Here is a 17,212-nt window from a genome sequence, read left to right as displayed (position 1 = left end):
ACGACTGCTAGCGCAGTGGGCGGCCGTTCCCGTCCTTCGGGTGTCCCGTCATCAGGACGATTCCGTCGGCCAGCGGCCAGATCCACGCGAACAGCAGCCAGATTCCGAGCGTGACCAAGCTGAGCACGATGTTCACGACCAGTTGGGCGATCCCCAGGCCTGTGTGACCCGCGTAGAACCGTCCGGCCCCGAAGAAGCCCAGAAAGATCGACAGAATCCCCGCCACGACTTTCGTCTTGTCCGAGTACGGGATCCCGGTCAGGGGGTCATAGCCGAAGGGCGCCGGGTGCGGGCCGCCCAGCGGCACACCGGCCGCGGGCTGAGCAGGGACACCGCCCGGCCACGGTGCGGCTCCCGGACCCGGATGCGGGTACCCGGGAGCGGCGTGCGGCAGCGGGTGCCCGGGCCCCTGCGGGTAGGCCTGCCCCGGAGGCGTCGCATCGCCTGCGTACCTTTCGTATTGCCCTCGGCCGTACGTCGGGCTGCCATCGCCAGGGCCGCCGGTCGTCCCGGGATTCGTCACGCGAAGCTCTTTTCAGTGGTCGTGTAATGGCCCAGCGACCATACATGGACGGCGGTGTCGACGACTGGATCACCACGCTCGGTCACCCCACCGCCGCGCGCACCCTCCGCGCCGCGTCCTCCGCCGCCGGATCGCCGGCCCGGTAGAACGCCGCGGGCCGTCCCAGGGGGCTGTCCACCGTCACCGCGGCGTCACCGGTGAAACGCTTCCCGCTCCACACGTGCACCCAGTCCCCGGGCGGCAGCGTGGCCGTGGTGCGCGACTGGCCCGGCGTCATCGCGGGCGCCACGAAGATTCCGCTGCCGAAAAGGAACTGGTCGTCGCGCCCGGCCGCCGCGGAGCCCGGAGCGCCGATCCATGGATGCCGCAGCGCGGGGACCCCAGTGCGCGCCGCCTCGGCGACGACGCCGCGGCGATAGTCGGCCAGGGCCGCGAACACCCGCGTCTGTTCGGCGAAGGCGGCGGCGGAATCCGGGTCGTACGCCTGCGCGTTGCGTCCGGGCTGGTTGCCCTCGTGGGTGCGCATCACCGTGCCCCACGCGCTGAACTCTGCCCAGCGCAGCAGCAGCTCCCGCCCACGCTGCACGCCCACCACCGGCTGCGACAGCCCCGTGTACCCGCCGGTGTCGCTGTGCGTGAGGGTCATCCCGGACACGCCGCCCGCGAGCATCCCGAGCAGCGCGCTGGCCAGGCCGTCGTGCGTGTCCCACGTCACCAGTTGGTCGCCGGCCCAGAACAGCGGGGCGTGCGCGGCGGATCCGCGGCCTGCCGCGCGGAGGAACACGAGCGCATCGGGTTTGCCGGCCTGCCTGCGCGCCGCGTTGTTGAGTTCGGCCCACGCCACCGGCCAGCGGTTGTGCCATTCGGCAGGCGTGCCCGAGTGCAGCACGGCGTCGAAGGGGAGTCCCTCGCCGAAGTCGGCCATCCACCCGTCCGCCCCGGCGCCGGCCACCTCGGTGGCGATGACGTCCCGGAACCAATCGAACGCGGCCGGGTTCGTCAGGTCTACGAGTGCGGCGCCGAAGCCGCCCTGATCCAGCAGATACGGACCGCCCGCCGGGTGTCGGACGAGGTAGCCGCGCGCGTTCGCCTCGGCGAACAGGTCGCGGTCCACGCCGCCGGGCTTGCCCGACGGGTCGGCGAGGAAAGCGTTGACGTAGGTGAGGACGCGGATGCCGCGAGCGTGGAGCGCGGACACGAACGTGTACCACCCCGGGTAGCGCTCCCGGTCGAGCACCCAATTCCACCAGAGCCGCTCGCCGAAGTCGGTGGTGCGTTGCCCCGACCAGTCCTGCAGCCACGCGCCGGTGACCGCCGCGCCCGCGGCCTCGAGAGCGGCGAGTTTGGCGGTGACGGCCTCAGTGCCGCCCTGGAGCCCCAGGATCGCGCCGGCGCCGGACCACTGCGGCAGTGCGCGCATCCGCCCCGTATCGGCGGTGTGCGCAGTGAACAGGTCGGTCGGGTTCGCGCCCGAGTACACGGTGGCGGTGTATCCGGCGGCCCAGGCGGCGATGTCGATGCGGTCCGGGGGCCGGCAGTCGAACGTGGCCACCACGTCGGTATCGAGGGCGAAGGCCCGCATCGCGTCGGTGGCGAGGAACGGCAGCGGGGCATAGGTGGTGGTGGGGGAGCCTCCGGCGCCCTGCGTGGCCTCGGCGGCGGCCGTGAGGGGTTCGCGCCCGCGGCCGACGCCCTGCTCGCGGGTGACGATCGGCACCTCGTCGCCCGACAGATCGAAGCGCGTGAACTGCTCGCCCGCGCCGTGCACGCCCTCGCCGGGGGTGCGGGCGGGGCGGAGCAAGACGACGTCGGCGCCGGGCACGTCCACGCGGATCTCCAGGCCGTGGGCACCGGGGCCGATGCGCACGGTGAACGCGCGTGTGGTGGCGAGATCGAACGGGGCCCCGGGTGCGAGCTCGCTGGACAGCGGGCCCAGATCCACCGGCGGCGCGAGGATCCCGCTGAGGAGCACCGCGCCGTTTTCCACCTGCACGTGCTGGATCTCCTGGTTCAGCTGCAGCGAGGTGAGCACCGGGGTGGACGAGAAATGCCCGGTGTTCTCCTGCCAGTGCAGCCGCCCATTCGCAGCGGCGAGGAAGGCGCCCGCAGGGGAGGCGAACACCGTGCGTCCGCCGGTGGCGATGCCGACGGACGCGGGCGCGAGGACGACGCGGAAGGCGCCCGCGTCGACGGTGCCGACGGCGCCCGGTGCGACGGTGAGACGCCCGACGGGCAGGACCGGGGGCGGGGCATAGCGCAGGAAGGGGACACCGGCGCGGGCCGCGGGCGGGGCGGCCGTCGACGTGAGGCCGGCGACGACGATGCCCGCGCCGATGCCGACGGCAGAACGCAACACCGCGCGGCGCGACACGGCGCTGGGAGGTGCGGCCGGCCGTTCGGCGTCGACCGTGCGATTCCGGCTTCGCCCACCCTGACTCCTCCTCGACTGCGACTGCGACGGTGGCGGGGCGGGACTGTGCGCGCCCGGGCATGATGGGCCAGATGGTAACCGGGCCGGTGCGCCGGCGTGCGGGTTCTGCGCACGCCGGGCGCACCGCGCACCGGGGGACGAGTCGGGAGTGACGGGAGGGACACAGTGAACCCGGGAGAGTCCGCATCGGAGGGCGACACCACGATCCGTCAGTCCGGCCGCGGTGCGGGCCGGGCGGCGACGCCGCGCTGGTGGCGGATCGCGATGGGCATCGTCATCCCGACACTGGTGGCGCTGGCCTGCGCGGCGGCGCTCGCGGTCTTCCTCTCGCCGTTCCCGCTACTGCCCGCCGTGATACTCGCGGGCTGGGTGTTCGTCCTGCTCGGGGCCGTCTGGGTGGCGTTCACGGTGGTGCAACTGGTGCTGTACCGGTGGGACCGGCGCGTGCTCATCGCACCGGCCATGGTCGTGGTGACAGCCGGCCTGCTGGTGTTCCGGGTGCCGTTCCACCTCGGGTGGTGGGCGATGCAGGGCACGATGACCGCCCACGCGCAGGAGTGCGTGAACACGTATGAGCGACAGTGGATCGGCGTGTACTCGGTGGAGAGCGTGCACGGGACGACGGGGTCCTGCCACTTCCGGCTGACCGGCGGATTCCTGAACACGGTGGGCATCGCCTACCTGCCCGATGAGTCGCCCCGCCGGGGCTTCACCGACCGCGAGGGTGTGCGGGGCTACCAGCCGCTCGGCGACGGGTGGTACCGGTACCGCGAAGTGTTCTGACGCGCCCCGACCCCGGCGCCGCCTCCCGGTCCGAGGGCCCGTTCCCGGATTCCTGCGGGGAATGCGCGCGCGGACTGCGCAGGCGGTGCGCGGCTCGAAGAGCGAGGGCGTCAGTGGCGGGTGAAACCGCGCCGCCGCGGGTGCCACAATGGCGCCATGATCTTCATCGTCGCCAAGTTCAAGGTCAAGCCCGAGCACGCGGATTCGTGGCTGGACCACGTCCGTGACTTCACCGCCGCCACGCGGGCGGAGCCGGGGAACCTGTGGTTCGACTGGTCGCGCAGCGTCGACGACCCTAACGAGTACGTGCTGGTCGAGGCGTTCCAGGATGATGCCGCCGAGGCCCACGTGACCAGCGCGCACTTCCGCCAGGCGCAGCAGGACCTGCCGCCGCTGCTCCAGGAGACGCCGCGCGTGCGCAACGTCGTCATGGACCGCGACGAGTGGGATGAGCTGGGGGAGATGGCAGTGCGCTGAATCCGGCCCGCGGCCGCGGGTGGGCGGACCAGAGTCCGGCGCCGCCCCCGGACACGTGGCGGCCCGCGCACGACCCGGATGGGTAAGTGCGCGGGCCGCCGGTGGGTCGGGCATGGGTCAGCGCACGGCGACGAAGACCTTGTCGCCGAATGGCGTGGCTCGCACCGCCAGTGTGCCGTCGCCGGCCGACGCCGACGGCACCGTGAACGCCACGTTGCCGGTGGTGGAGGCGCCTTCGAACAGCGGGCTCAAGGTGTCGAGCGTGTCGGGGGCAAGCACCATGCTGTCGTAGGAGTTCACCGTGTTGCCCTCGGCTGTCACGTAGGCGATGGTCGTGAACGGCATCTTGCCCTGCGGGTCGGTGCCGGTGTAGGTGACGGTGACGTTGGCCAGCAGGTACTGCGACCCGGCCGGCGCGGCATCGTTGAACGGGTTCTCGGCGGACACCACGTCGTCCGCGTCGAGGGTGACGCTGTTGACCGTCACCTGCCAATCGCCGTCGGAGACGGTGGAACCGAGCGGGTACGGGTTGTTCCGCGTGCCCTGATCCGCGGACGACGACCCGGAATCGGAGGCGGCACCGGCCGCGCCAGCGCCGGCCGCCGCGGCGTCTGCGCTGCCACCGGGAGTGGAGACGGACACGTCGCCGCTGCCGCCGAACGCATCGTCGACGGCATTGCTCACGACCGTGGCGAAGACGACGAACCCGACGACGATGCCGACGATCGCGACGATGACGGCTGCGATGCTGGTGCCCTTGCGCTTGCCCGCCTGGAACAGCCCCACGATGCCGAGGATGAAGGCGATCGGCAGCAGAATCCACCCGACGATGAGGGCGCCCGGAATGCACGCGAAGATGAACCCGACCACCGCAGTGATCACCGCGATGCGGCCCACGATGTTCTTCTGCTTTTCCGCCGTCGCGGGGGCTCCGGGAAAACCGCCGGCCGGGGGAGCCGGGGGCATGTGCGGTGGTGGGGTGGTCATCGGTAACTCTCCTTCAATGTGCCGAACTTGCTGATGTCCCGTAGGTAATCAGACGCCACCGACAGTTTTTGATAGCGCCGGAGAAAACCCCGCAAGAACTGCGGAATCGCATCGGTGTCATTCGGAGAGAGTCGTCGTGGAATAGAAGATTCGACCGCCGTGGTGGATACGGCGGGGATCGCCTTGTCGACCCCCGCCGAGGGGCGGCCGGTTCAGTTCGCCACGAGCTGTTGCGGGGCGAGCGAATTGCCTGCGGGGATGTGCCCGCAGTCCGATGGTGCCGGGCGGCCTGCGAACCGGTCCAGCAGCCACTGGACCGCGCCCGGGTACCACACGAGGGCGCTGGGAACATGGCTGAGCGCCTCGTACTCGTCGTACTGGACGTTCAGCCCTGCGGCGCAGTAGCGCGCGGCGAGAGCGCGGACGTCCCCCGTGACCATGATCCCGTCACCCCGACCGATCCCCGGCGGGCCGGGCCGGGTGCCTTCGAGGACGCCGTTGGCGCCCTGGGCGATGAAGAACGGAACCGTCGGTATCGGCGCGGTGCCCATGTTGAGCTTGTTCGCGTACTCGACGAGCTCCGGGATCGAAGCGGGATCGGCGTATTGCGGCTTGACCATCTGCTGGAACGTCAGGCCGGGGTACTGCAGGAACGCGTTCGAGATGGAGGCGTCCCGCAGCCGAGCCACGGTCTGTTTGCCGAAGTCGCTGAGATACTTGTCGAAGTCGATGTCGTAGGAACGGGCGATGCCGACGATCGCCATCCCCACGATGCCGGCCCAGCCGATGCTTCCGTTGGCGTAGGTCAGATTGTGGATGGGGTCGACCAGCACTCCGCCCTCGGCGACGCCCACGAGGTTCTTGTTGATGTCCGGGGCGTAGGCCGGCGCCTTGATCGCGGCCCAGTTCGAGGCGATCGATCCCCCCGAATACCCCATCAGCCCGATCTGCGTGGTGTCGCTGATACCCGTCGACGCGACGTTGCGCGCCGCCCGCAAAGAATCGAGGGTGAGCATCCCGTACTCCGGCCCGGCCGCGAAGTGGGCGTTCTGCCCTTCCGTATCGGGCAGAACCACTGTGTACCCGGCGAGCAGCAGCGGGCCGAAGAATGCGTTCTCGGAACTGCCGACGACGCCGCCGGTCCGGACATGGTCAAGCAGGTGACTGTCCTGGATCTTCTCGGTGAGCGGGGTGAACCCGAGCAACTGGGCATCTCCTGCGATCACGCGCGACGGGCTGTCCTCCGGGTTCAGCGAGTCATAGAACGACTGGAACGAGATCACCTTCACCGGGCTCGTCGGTGCGGGCGGCAACAGCACGGTCGTGACGTTGGCGGTCGGATCGCCCATGGCGTCGGTCGACCGGTACAGGATCTGCACCGCGGTGACGGGCGTCGGAATGTTGAGCACGTGGTATGGCAGTGTGCGCGTGTTCAGTACCGCGCCCGGCTCGTAGGACGAGAGCGGAGCGGCGCCGTGGTACCGGTAGAACGAGTCGGCGGCCTGCGCCACGGCGGGGAGTCCCACGAGCGTGACCGCCACCGTACTGGCCAGGGCTACGCACAGTAGCCGTGCCCGTCGCCGGAATCCCAATCCAGACCACCACCTTACTCAGCCGTTAAACAGTGATCCATGCAACATACTCCAGGGGAGCCTGGAGCATGCGGCGGCACCGGGGGAGCGAACGGGAGGCTGCCGCAGCGCGTCGTCCTCGCCCGTCAGCCCGCGCCCAGGATCTCGACGTATCCGCCGGCGCCGTGCACCCGGATCCGGTCGCCGTCGTGGATGCGCCGGGTCGCCCCGTCCACCCCGACGACGGCCGGCAGCCCGTACTCGCGCGCGATCACTGCGCCGTGTGTCATCACGCCGCCCACCTCGGTGACCAGGCCTGCGATGCCGACGAACACCGGGGTCCAGCTGGGGTCGGTGTAGGCGGTGACGAGGATGTCTCCTGCGCTCAGGTCCGCGTCGGCGATGCTCAGCACCACCCGCGCCCGGCCCTCGATGATGCCCGCGGACACCGGAACCCCGGTGAGCGCACCGTCCGGTACGCCCGCACGCGTCGCTGCGCCGGTGACGATCTCGCCGTCCGAGGTGAGCACCCGCGGCGTCGTCAGCCGCTGGAACGAGCGGGACTCCGCCCTCCGCCGTGCTATCAGCTCCGTCATGGGTGCCCGCGTGCGCACCAGCGCGCGGAGTTCGCCGTAGTGGAGGAAGAAGATGTCCTCCGCGGCCTCGAGGACGTCCTCGCGCACCAGCCGATCGGCCTCCTCGAGCAGCGCCCGTTTGTAGATGAAGTATCGGCGCACCATCGCGTACTTCAGGTACTCGCGGTAGCGGGAGAACGTGCGGACCCGGGAGATCATCCGCCGCGTCCGCTCGGCCTTGTCCTCACCATCGGGCAGTGCACGGAGCCGGTCGAGCACCTCGTCTTGCTTCTCCGTGACCTCGCGGAGCATCTGCGCCGACCGGCGTGCGGCTTCGCCGGGCGCGAAGCGCCGGACGTTCGCGAGGATCATCGGCGCCAGCACGGCGGGGTCCTCCACCCACCGGGGGGTGGTGATGTCGATCTCCCCGGCGCACCGCATGCCGAAACGCTCGAGGAACCCGGCAAGCGCGTCGCGCGCCTCGGCGCCGCCCGCCACGGAGTCGAGTTGCGCCAGAAGGTCACTGCCGTCATGGTCGTCGGCCGCGCCGAGAAGCTTCACCACGGCCGGGTGGGGACGGACGGCGTCGGCGACGTCGAGGAGCGCGTGCGCCATCGCGACGGTGATGTTCTGCGGACCGGACTGCGAGAGGATCTCCCCGGCCGTGTCGTCGCCCAGCCATTCGCGGAGGTTGTCGGACAAGGTCAGCGAGTCCATTGCGGCGCCGACCACCTGCGCGGTACGCGGGGAGAAGAGCATCCGCTGGAGTTCCGGGATGTCGCCGGCGATGAAGTCGAGGAGCTCCGTGCCCGCCGTGCCCCGGATGTCCCGCCGCAGCGCCGCCAGCGAGGCGTCGGTGTCGGAGACGAGCTCGGCGACGACGGCGGTGCCCGTTCCGTCCGCCGCCGTATCCGACCCGGTCTCGGGACCCGATGTCGCGTCGGGTGGCGAGTCCGGGGCGGAAGCCGGCCGGGGCAGGAACCCGTCGCGGCCGACGATCTCCCGCAGCGCGTCGCCGGTGCGCGGGTCGGAGGCGCCCAGGGACGCGATGACGCCGTCGCGCCGGGCGGGGTCGGCGAGCATCCCGGTGACGTCGACGAACAGCCGCCCGCCCGCGTGGCGCATCGGCGCGGGACTCGTCATCTGCCACAGGGAGATGCCCAGCGGGGCGAACGCGTCGGTCATACCCTGCTGGTGCCCGACCGAGGCGTAGACGCGTTTGTCGCCGGGCCCGTCGTCGTGAGCCGGCTCCGGGATCGGGAACAGCGTTGTGATCGGCCTGCTCTGCACGATGTGGAATCCGGCGGCGTCGCCACACCATTCGATGTCCTGCGGGTGACCGAAGTGCGCCTCGACCCGCCGTCCCACCGCGCTCAAGGCGACGGCCTGCTCGTCGGTGAGCACGACCTTCGCGGAGCTGCGATGCGGTGCAGGTGTACGGGTGACGACAGCACCGTCGCGCACCGTGACGGTATCGGGAGTGGCGCGGCCGGAGACGAGCGCGTCGCCGAGCCCGGGGACCGCGTCGATCGATATGAGTGTCCGGTCGGAGGAGACGGGGTCGGCGGTGAACAGGACTCCGGACGCGCGGGGGAAGACCATCCGCTGGACGACCACCGCCATGCGCACGCCGTCGTGTTCGATGCCGTTGCGCAGCCGGTAGGCGACGGCCCTGTCGGTGAACAGCGACGCCCAGCAGCGCCGGACGTGTGCGAGGACCTCGCCGGCCCCGTCCGCTCCTGTCCGCCCGCCGCCCACATCGAGATACGAATCGTGCTGGCCGGCGAACGACGCGGAGGGCAGATCCTCCGCCGTGGCGCTGGAGCGGACGGCCCATGGGCCCTCGTCGCCGCGGGTGCGCACCGCTTCCGTGATGGCGGAGTCGACGTCGTCGGGCACCGGGCACCGCAGGATCGCGGAGCGCAGGTTCGCGCCGGCGTCGACGATCCGGGCCCCGTCGTCGGCCGCGGCCCGCGCGAGCCGTGCGAGGCCGTCGGAAACATCGGCCGCACCCGCAATCACCCGCGCGAAAGCGGTGGTGGTCACGCAGAATCCGTCCGGCACCCGGATGCCGTCGATCCGCGACAACGCCGCAAGATTCGCGCCCTTGCCGCCGACCAGGTCCACCTCGCCCGAGCCAGCCTCATCGAAGCCCAGAACATAGACCATTGCGCGCTCTCCATCCCCTCGTTCCGGCAGTACGCCGGCGAGTATGCAGGAGAATCCAACGCCTCATGAGCTGCGGAAATCGTGTATAAAATGAAAGTGGGAGGGGATCAGGGGGCTGCCTCCCGTTCTTATCAGCGCACTGCCGCGTCCGCGAGGCTCGCCAGCCCCGCGGCATCGAGTCCCGGCCACCCGTGCAACTTCTGCGTCCACTCGGCCGGCAATGCGGCGGCGCCGTACACCGCGCCGAGCAAGCCCCCGGCGATGGCGGCGGTCGTGTCGGTGTCGTGGCCCGCCCGCACCGTCGCCGCCAGACCGTTGCGGATGTGCGCGTCGGCACCGTCCGGCGCTCCGGTGGCGTCGTCCGCCGGGCGCGTGCGGTGGATGCCCCACCGTGCCGTCTGGAGCGCGGAGACGACCCAGCCGTTGTTGTGCTCGAACTCGGGCCGGTCCTGCGTTTCCGCCGCCGCCACCCACTGTCGCCACCGGCCCCGGGCATCGTCAGGCACCACCGCAGCGACCGTGGCGTGCAGGTCCGGAAGCCCACCGGTGCGGATCGCCGACCAGACGGCATGCGACCACACTCGGCACGCCAGGTGCGTATCGACGCCGGTGTGGGTGAGGCGGGAGACCTCGGCAGCAGTGGAGAGCATCGCCGTCGGCGTCGGGTCGTGCGCGAACGCGACAGCGATCGCCGCGGTGCGCATGAGCGAACCGTTGCCGGCGTTGCCGGGGCCGGTGGCTGTGGCGGCCGCCTGCATGGCCGCCGCCGTGGACGAGCGGCGGGACAGGACGCGCCGCGTCTGATTGCCCATGTCCTTGGGGCCGGACTCCTGCCAGCGCAGGAACTCCGCGGCCACCGCGTCGAGGCCCTCCGCGGTGTCCAGGCGATGCAGAGTGGCGGCCCGGGCGATCCCCGCCGTCATCGCCGTGTCGTCCGTCCACTCGCCGGGCGCGAAGCCGAACGGCCCGCCGCCCTGCATGACGATCGGCACCTCGGGGCCCGGAAAACTGAACTCGTATCCGGCTCCGAGCGCGTCCCCGGCGGCGGTCCCCACCAACGCACCTCGAGCGCGATTACTGCGCTCGCCGTGCCCGGCCATCTCACCCTGATTCATGCGGTCCCCTTTGTAGACCCTGCTGTGCAAGTCCTGCCTATCGACACCGGTCAACGTGACTGACGGGGACACGGTAGCGGCGGGCACCGACAAGAATCGACCGGCCGACGGGGCGGGTGTCGGACACCCTGCACACGTCCCAGGGGCGGGCCGCCTAGGCGGCCCGCCCCTGGGAGGGTGATGTGCGGAAACGGTTCAGTTGAACTCGCTGCCAGGGTGATACCGCTTGACCCGCTTGAGCGTGTTGTTGTCGGTGTGGTGCATCTCCCCGCCGATGGCGGCGAGCTTCATGTGCAGATCCGAGGTGTAGCTGAAGGTCTCCTCGTCGTCGATGGTGAAGGCGCTCTTGAAGTCGAGGATCTCCGCGCGTTCGAGCAGATAGTGGTTCTGCAGGATGCCGTAACAGGGGTCTCCGGGTTTGGCGTCGAACCGCATCTCGGTGTCGCGTGCCTCCGCCGTGCTGCCGGCGAGGATGGCGATGCCGCGGCCGAACACGACATCGCGCATGACCTGCTTGTGCTCGGCGTCCCACAGCAGGAACCCGATCTCATCGTGGAACGGGTCCATCGCCTCCTCACCGTGCCGCCACGCCGTCATCGCGTACTTGAGGCCCCACAGGGTCTGCCGGCCGTTCTCCTGGATCGGGATCGGCTTGAACCACGCGTGTTCGAAGTAACTGGTCTTGGAGGTCTCGTCCTCGTTGTTGTGGTACGAGAGGTCGACGCCGCCATCGCCCTCCCATTCACCGACGAGCGGAGTCAGCGGCCCCAGCTTCTGCGGGCCCTGGATCTTCTCCGACATGTCCTACCCTCTTTCCCTGTGCCAGGTAGCCCCTGGAAGCTTCCGCGTCACGCCCGGCACCGCCGTCACGCGACGCGCCGCATGCAGCGACCCGCTGGAGGCGGGCCGCTCACACCGCAACCTTACGAGTACGGGACCCGGATGCGCGCGTGATTCGGCAAAGGGGCAGGCGGGTCCGGCGGGTCCGGCGGTCCACCGAACGGCGTCAGTCCGTGAGTACGGACCACACGCGTCGGAAGCGACGTGGAGTCGACACCTCCATCGCGGCCGCTTCCCATTGCTCATGAGAAGCGAACGTCTCGGGTCTTCGGGCGGGACGCACGGCCCGCAACGGACCGCGCCAGAGAAAGACCGCGACGAGTGCGCAGCACACCGCGGTGATCGCTGCGGCGCCCGCAGCCTCCGGTACGCCGAGCGCGATGCCTGTGGCCACCAGCGCTGGGGCTGCCCACGCCCAGCCGCGGATCCGCGAGAGAGTACGGATCCGGCGCAATCCCATCGTGTGGAGTACGTGGCGGTAGCGGGCCTGGACTGACGCGACGTCATTTTCCGCCGTTCTCTTCTCCAGGCGCAGGCGGTCGTTCTGGGCCATCATATCGCTATTCAACTGCCGTACCCGCGCTGCTTCCTGTTCTGCGGGTCCGCTTCGGAAACTCTTCGGACGCGCGTCGTCGCGCGCCGCGCGGGGCGGTCCATACCGGACGACGCGTTCGCGCTTCTCCGCCCCGTAGACGGCGCGTCGCAGGGCTTCGCCGACGGCGGTCGGGGTGCTGAATGCGGCGAAGGCGGCCCTGTCGGTGGAAGTGACGTTGCGGGCATGTCCGAGACCTGTGACCACCGGCAGCGGATGGTGGATAACCTCTTCGACCAGGATCGGATCGTCGAATGGGCGAAACGCGTTAGTGCCGCCGCCTCCGCGGACGACCACCACCGCGTCGGCGTCATCGGCAGTGATTGCAGCGAGTGCCGCGCTGATCTCTTCGGCGGCGCCGTCTCCTTCCATCCGCACCGTGCGGCGCGTAAGCACAACCCTCCTTGTGCGGAGAAGGTGGGCGATTGAGTGGGCGAAGTCGTCGTACGCGTGCGAATCCCTGGCCGCCAGAATTGTGACGTTGCGGATGGGGGTGTCGCCGGGCATCTGCTTGTCGTACTCGAAGCGGGTGCTCAATCTGCGCTCGTCCACCCCGTGCTCCCGGAGGAACTCGATGTGTCCCTTCAGGGCGCGGAGAGCCGGCCCAGGATACGCCGAATGCGAAGAGATGCCGTGGACGTCGAAATACGCGTTGTGCCGGGTGTTGACGGCGAGAACGCCGGCGACGGTGACGCAACGGCCGCATACCAGCAGTTCCTCGAGGTCGGGCATGTTCGAACCACTCAGTACCGTCTCGAGCTGGTCCCGATTGCGGCGTGCGATGCGAATGGACAGCGGCTCGGAACGCGACGTCCCGATTGGCATCAGTTCCGCATAGAGGTTCTTGTAGGAATCCTCCGAGATCGAGCGGATCTCACCGCGGAGACAGCTGCGCGCGTCCTTGAGACTCCGCGTGGCCTCAGCGCTGATCTCGTCGATGTGCAGCGGAGCTGCGTCGAGTTCCGTTGCTGCGGACAAGAAGTGCGGCAGCCGCGCCTCGGGCGCTATATTCGCTGCGGTGGTCATGCGATGCTGCCGGTGGAAACGGGCGATCGGGCGATGTGCATGAGTGCCCCCTGGAGTTCGGTTCGCGCCGCCCCTCTGCACGGTACGTGTAGTCCGGTTCGTTCGCGTCAGCGGTCGACGACGCGTCGTGATTCACGGTAGCGGACCCCTCCGACGGAGGATCACAGCCGAGGCTTGCACCCCGGCCCGGATCACTGCCCCGACGGCGGCAGCACGTCGACGCGCAGCGGGCCGCACACCTCGATGAGCCAGTCCAGGCCGGGTCCGCTCTGGAACATCCGCCCGAAGGACGGGTCCTGGCGCAGCGCGCCCGCGCACCGGTCGCCGAAGAGCACGACCGCGCGCGCGTCGTTGCACTTGCGGGACGTCCACGCGACGCCGTCGAAACCCGCCGCGTGCGCCGCCTGTGCCCAGGCGACGGTCCGCGGGTACTCGGTCGCGGCGGTGTCGGTCACCTGCCGGGCCTCCACCCCGAGCCGGCGCAGCCCCAGCCCGCGCAGGCTCGCCAGCCGAAGGCGCCGCCGCACCTCCACGAGCCCCATCACCTTGTCGCGGTACGCCGAGTAGGGGAGCAGTCCACCGGCCGCGGGGATGTCGTGCAGCAAAGATTCAGCGAGCGCGGCCTCCGCCGTGTCCGCGGCGTAGAGCACCGGCACCACGGGATCGCCGAAGAACCCGAAACGGGTGCGGCTGCCGAAACCGCAGTTGAACTCGGCGACGGTGCGCACGCTGCTGTGTACACGGTGGAGCCGGTGTCCCCGGGGCAGGCTCTCGGAGAGCGGCGCGAACGGCTCCGGCGGCATCGGCGTCGCGAAGCCGTCGGGCGGGAGTGTGCTCACCAGGACACGCCGAACGACGCCTCCGCCGCGGCGAGAAGCCGGGAGGCGTCGTCGACCACGTCCACCGGCCGTGCGCCGTCGAGCTTGGTGGTGGGCCCCAGGAGCCATTCGATGAGCCCGGCCTCGTGCCATCCGTGCCGTTCGCCGAGCGACCGCAGCTCGGCGATGACGGGCCGGATCCCGGCGGCGGTGAACTGGAACCCCGGGTACAGCAGCCGGTTGCCGCGTCGCAATGCGAGCAGTCTCCCCGCGGCCCGTGCCGCGGCGGCGGCGTTGCGGCGCACGCTGGCCAGCGACCCCAGCCGGTCCGCCACCTGCGCCGAGGTGAGCAGCCCGAACTCGGCGTCGAGCGCGTCGTACAGATTCTGTTGCGCCTGGACCGCGCGGGCGAGCGCCGGCGAGGCCGCGGTGAGATGCGCGGAGTGGATCGCGGAGCCGAGCGCGGCCACGTTGCGGCGTGTCTGCGCGAGATCCGCCGCAGTGGCCACCACCGGGTCGTCCGCCGCAGACTTCTGCGGCGCGGCATTCTCGAGTGCCGCTGAGCCGTCGCCCGCCATTGCCCACCTTCCTCACTGACCGCCGCCTCGAGCACTTCCCACGGAGTGCGTTCTGTACGGTCCATCATAACGCACTAACCGCATTGTCCAGCGGCGCCGGAACCGGCCGACTGGACTCTGCGGCGTGGGGACCGCACCGGCACTTTCCCCGGCGCGCCGAGGCCGCGAATTGACGCGTACCGGCACTCAGTGTGCTTACCATCACAGCGTCGAAGGGTGGGCGCTGTGGAACCGATCGGCCGTCGCGGATTCCTGGGATACGCGCTGGCCGCGGCCGGTGCAGCCGGGGGAGCGGGCGCGCTCTCCGGCGTCGGCGCGGGTTCGGCGGCCGCGGGCGGAGTCCCTGACGGCACCGGTGCGGGCGAGCGGATCGGAAGGTCCGTCCGGGTGCAGGTGGTCTCACCCACCTGCGTGCGGCTCGAGTGTGCGCCCGACGGCCGGTTCGAGGACCGCGCCACCATGCTCGGCGCGCACCGCGTGCACGACGGCGCCGCATACGAGCGGGCCGACGCGCCGGGCCGGGTCACCCTCGACACCGGGCGCATCCGCCTGCACATCGACCCCGCCGCGAAGACGCTCGACGATGCCACTCTGCGCGCGCAGGTGCTGCGCGGCGACGCGTGGGCGGACGTGCATCCGCGCTGGGGGCGGCCGGGGTACACCGCGCCCCTCTCGGGGCTGGGCATGGCCGGCTATCTCGGCGGCGGCGTGCCCAAGACCGACGGCGCCCCCGCGACGCAGGGGAACCTGGGCGGCTGGCTGCGCGCGCTCGACACGCAGTTCGGCCCCGTACTGCTGCACGACGGTCTGCTCAGCCGCGACGGGTGGGTGTTCCTGGACGACTCGACGTCCCAGCTCCTCGTCGACGGGCACCGGGTGCGCAGGCAGCCCGGGGGCCGTCAGGACGGCTACCTGTTCGGCTACGGCAACGAGTACCCGGACGTCTTCGCCGACTACCGCCGCGTCTCCGGCCCGCCCGCCTTCCCGCCCCGGGCGGCCTTCGGGCTCTGGTTCTCCCGCTACCACCCGTACTCCGACGACGACTACCGCTCGCGGTTGCTGCCCGCCTTCGACGACGAGCGCGTGCCGCTGAGCGTGCTCATGGTGGACACCGACTACAAGGCGCCCCACAAGTGGAACGGCTGGAACTGGCGGCCCGAGCTGTTCCCGGACCCGCCCGGGTTCCTCGCCTGGGCGCACGAGCAGGGCTTGCAGGTGGGGCTCAACGTGCACCCGAGCATCGCCGCCGCCGATCCGCAGTACGGGCCGACGGTGCGGCACGCGGGGCCGCTGACGCCGATCGCCATGCCGAATCTCATCTCGCTCACCTCCGACCCGCAGGCGGTGGTCGACCAGCACTTCGGCTTCGACTGGTCGGTGCCCGCGCAGCTCGACGCCTACCTGGCGCTGCACGCGCCGTTCGAGGACGACGGCGCGGACTTCTGGTGGCTCGACTGGTGCTGCGACGGGTCGACGGCCGGACCGCCCGACGGCACGTCCTCCGGCGACGCCTGGATCAACTCCCGCTACGGCGCGCGCTCGCGGGCCCGCGGCAGCCGCTGGCCGGTGCTGTCCCGCGCGGGCGGATCGTGGCAGGACTGGGCCGGCGCCCGGCCCGGCCCGTGGGGCGAGCACCGCAACACGATCCACTTCACCGGCGACGCCGTCTCCTCGTGGGAGATGCTCGACTTCCAGACGCGGTTCACCGTGGCGGAGGGCAACGCGGGGATGCCCTACGTCTCCCACGACGTCGGCGGCTTCCAGGGGCCGCTCGACGACGTCCTTTACGCCCGGTGGGTGCAGGCGGGCGCCTTCTCCCCGGTGATGCGACTGCACTCGGGGACGGCGGACCGGGGCGATCCGCGCCGGCTGCCCTGGGAGTTCCCGCAACCCGTGCGCGGAATCGCGGCCGAGTACATGCGCGCCCGCGCGGCCCTCGTGCCGTACCTCTACACGCTGGGCCGCCGCAGCGCCGACACCGGCATGCCGCTGGCGCGCGGAATGTACCTGGCGTGGCCCGGATTCGAGCAGGCCTACTCCTACGACCGCCAGTTCATGCTGGGCGACGACCTGCTCGTGGCCCCCGTCGGCGTCCCCGGCGATCCTGCGGTCACGCGCGTGTGGTTCCCGCCCGGCGAGTGGCACGACGTGTTCACCGGCGCACGGCACACCGGACCCGTAGAGAAGGATCTCGTGGTCCCGCTGGACCGCATGCCTGTGTTCGCCCGCGCCGGGGCGGTGCTCCCGCTGCATCCGGCGGGCGAGGCACCCGTGGCGGGCGGGCCCCTGCTGCTGCGCGCCTTCGCGGGGGCCGACGGGCGCGCGTCGCTCTACGAGGACGATTCGACGCCGGAGTCCGCCGCGGCGGGCGGGGCGCGGGCCGACCTCGTCTGGTCCGACGGTCACCGTATCCTCGCGATGGGGCCGCGCACCGGTGCCGCGGGCGGCGTGGCGACGCACCGCGCGGTGCATGTGCGCGTCGAGGGAGTGCCGGAGCCGCGAGCCGTCACGGTGGGTGGTGCCGTGGTCTCCCGCGTGGCGTCGTCCGGTGACGACCTGGGCGCGGGTGCGGCGGGATTCGCCCACCGCGGTCCCGCCGGCCCCGGAACGTGGACGTTCGCCCCGGGCCCCGGCGGCCGCGGCACCGTCCACGTCCACGCGGGGACGATCGCGGCGGGCGACGGGGTGGCCGTGGGCCTGGCGTGAGCCCCGGATGCCCGGACACCG

The 17,212-nt window shown here is 71.1% G+C and carries 13 protein-coding genes; 3 read left to right on the top strand and 10 right to left on the bottom strand.

Features of this window, described 5'->3' with window-relative positions; all coding sequences use genetic code 11:
* Positions 1-7: 7 nt before the first annotated feature.
* Together H4F70_RS20560 and H4F70_RS10880 are read right to left on the bottom strand one after the other, a co-directional pair.
* Positions 8-307, bottom strand: a complete 300-nt coding sequence (locus tag H4F70_RS20560) for a TM2 domain-containing protein (RefSeq protein WP_268968321.1) — start codon at positions 305-307, stop codon at positions 8-10.
* A gap of 298 nt (positions 308-605) precedes the next feature.
* Positions 606-2,879, bottom strand: a complete 2,274-nt coding sequence (locus H4F70_RS10880) for an alpha-glucosidase (protein WP_182357202.1) — start codon at positions 2,877-2,879, stop codon at positions 606-608.
* A 240-nt stretch (positions 2,880-3,119) separates the two neighbouring features.
* Between H4F70_RS10880 and H4F70_RS10875 the strand changes: the two genes are divergently transcribed.
* Together H4F70_RS10875 and H4F70_RS10870 are read left to right on the top strand one after the other, a co-directional pair.
* Positions 3,120-3,737, top strand: coding sequence for a hypothetical protein (locus H4F70_RS10875; protein WP_182357201.1), 618 nt, complete (start codon positions 3,120-3,122; stop codon positions 3,735-3,737).
* A 156-nt stretch (positions 3,738-3,893) separates the two neighbouring features.
* On the top strand, positions 3,894-4,214 hold the full coding sequence (locus H4F70_RS10870) for a putative quinol monooxygenase (RefSeq protein ID WP_182357200.1): 321 nt from the start codon (positions 3,894-3,896) through the stop codon (positions 4,212-4,214).
* Positions 4,215-4,331: 117 nt separating this feature from the next.
* On the opposite strand, the gene H4F70_RS10865 is transcribed toward H4F70_RS10870, so the two are convergent.
* The 8 genes from H4F70_RS10865 to H4F70_RS10830 form a co-directional block, all read right to left on the bottom strand.
* Positions 4,332-5,201: a DUF4352 domain-containing protein gene (locus tag H4F70_RS10865; protein ID WP_182357199.1), complete on the bottom strand. Its 870-nt coding sequence runs from the start codon at positions 5,199-5,201 to the stop codon at positions 4,332-4,334.
* A 212-nt stretch (positions 5,202-5,413) separates the two neighbouring features.
* Entirely contained in the window at positions 5,414-6,727 is a 1,314-nt protein-coding gene (locus H4F70_RS10860) for a lipase family protein (protein ID WP_235681051.1), read from the bottom strand.
* Between the two features lie 191 nt (positions 6,728-6,918).
* Positions 6,919-9,516 carry a rifamycin-inactivating phosphotransferase gene (gene rph, locus H4F70_RS10855; RefSeq protein ID WP_182357197.1) on the bottom strand — a complete coding sequence of 866 codons (2,598 nt, stop codon included), beginning with the start codon at positions 9,514-9,516 and terminating at the stop codon, positions 6,919-6,921.
* A 131-nt stretch (positions 9,517-9,647) separates the two neighbouring features.
* Positions 9,648-10,631, bottom strand: coding sequence for an ADP-ribosylglycohydrolase family protein (locus H4F70_RS10850; protein WP_235681050.1), 984 nt, complete (start codon positions 10,629-10,631; stop codon positions 9,648-9,650).
* Positions 10,632-10,826: 195 nt separating this feature from the next.
* Positions 10,827-11,432 carry a heme-binding beta-barrel domain-containing protein gene (locus H4F70_RS10845; RefSeq protein ID WP_182357196.1) on the bottom strand — a complete coding sequence of 202 codons (606 nt, stop codon included), beginning with the start codon at positions 11,430-11,432 and terminating at the stop codon, positions 10,827-10,829.
* 205 nt (positions 11,433-11,637) lie between these two features.
* Entirely contained in the window at positions 11,638-13,089 is a 1,452-nt protein-coding gene (locus tag H4F70_RS10840) for an exodeoxyribonuclease VII large subunit (protein ID WP_182357195.1), read from the bottom strand.
* 191 nt (positions 13,090-13,280) lie between these two features.
* On the bottom strand, positions 13,281-13,928 hold the full coding sequence (locus H4F70_RS10835) for an RES domain-containing protein (protein ID WP_182357194.1): 648 nt from the start codon (positions 13,926-13,928) through the stop codon (positions 13,281-13,283).
* A complete protein-coding gene (locus H4F70_RS10830) occupies positions 13,925-14,485 on the bottom strand; it encodes a hypothetical protein (RefSeq protein WP_182347758.1) in 561 nt (186 codons plus the stop codon). Before H4F70_RS10830 ends, H4F70_RS10835 begins: the two co-directional genes overlap by 4 nt.
* 225 nt (positions 14,486-14,710) lie before the next feature.
* Between H4F70_RS10830 and H4F70_RS10825 the strand changes: the two genes are divergently transcribed.
* The gene (locus H4F70_RS10825) at positions 14,711-17,191 is read left to right on the top strand and encodes a glycoside hydrolase family 31 protein (protein WP_182357193.1); all 2,481 of its coding nucleotides are present in this window, start codon (positions 14,711-14,713) and stop codon (positions 17,189-17,191) included.
* Positions 17,192-17,212 lie beyond the last annotated feature (21 nt).

The organism is Tomitella gaofuii, from assembly GCF_014126825.1.
Taxonomy (GTDB): Bacteria; Actinomycetota; Actinomycetes; order Mycobacteriales; family Mycobacteriaceae; genus Tomitella; species Tomitella gaofuii.
This window is presented reverse-complemented; position numbering and strand designations above follow the sequence as displayed.

Bases quoted from the DNA above. Each gene is read 5' to 3' on its own strand.
- H4F70_RS10870 (WP_182357200.1), top strand. From the start codon at position 3,894: ATGATCTTCATCGTCGCCAAGTTCAAGGTCAAGCCCGAGCACGCGGAT.
- H4F70_RS10865 (WP_182357199.1), bottom strand. From the start codon at position 5,201: ATGACCACCCCACCACCGCACATGCCCCCGGCTCCCCCGGCCGGCGGT.
- rph (WP_182357197.1), bottom strand. From the start codon at position 9,516: ATGGTCTATGTTCTGGGCTTCGATGAGGCTGGCTCGGGCGAGGTGGAC.
- H4F70_RS10850 (WP_235681050.1), bottom strand. From the start codon at position 10,631: ATGAATCAGGGTGAGATGGCCGGGCACGGCGAGCGCAGTAATCGCGCT.
- H4F70_RS10845 (WP_182357196.1), bottom strand. From the start codon at position 11,432: ATGTCGGAGAAGATCCAGGGCCCGCAGAAGCTGGGGCCGCTGACTCCG.
- H4F70_RS10840 (WP_182357195.1), bottom strand. From the start codon at position 13,089: ATGACCACCGCAGCGAATATAGCGCCCGAGGCGCGGCTGCCGCACTTC.
- H4F70_RS10830 (WP_182347758.1), bottom strand. From the start codon at position 14,485: ATGGCGGGCGACGGCTCAGCGGCACTCGAGAATGCCGCGCCGCAGAAG.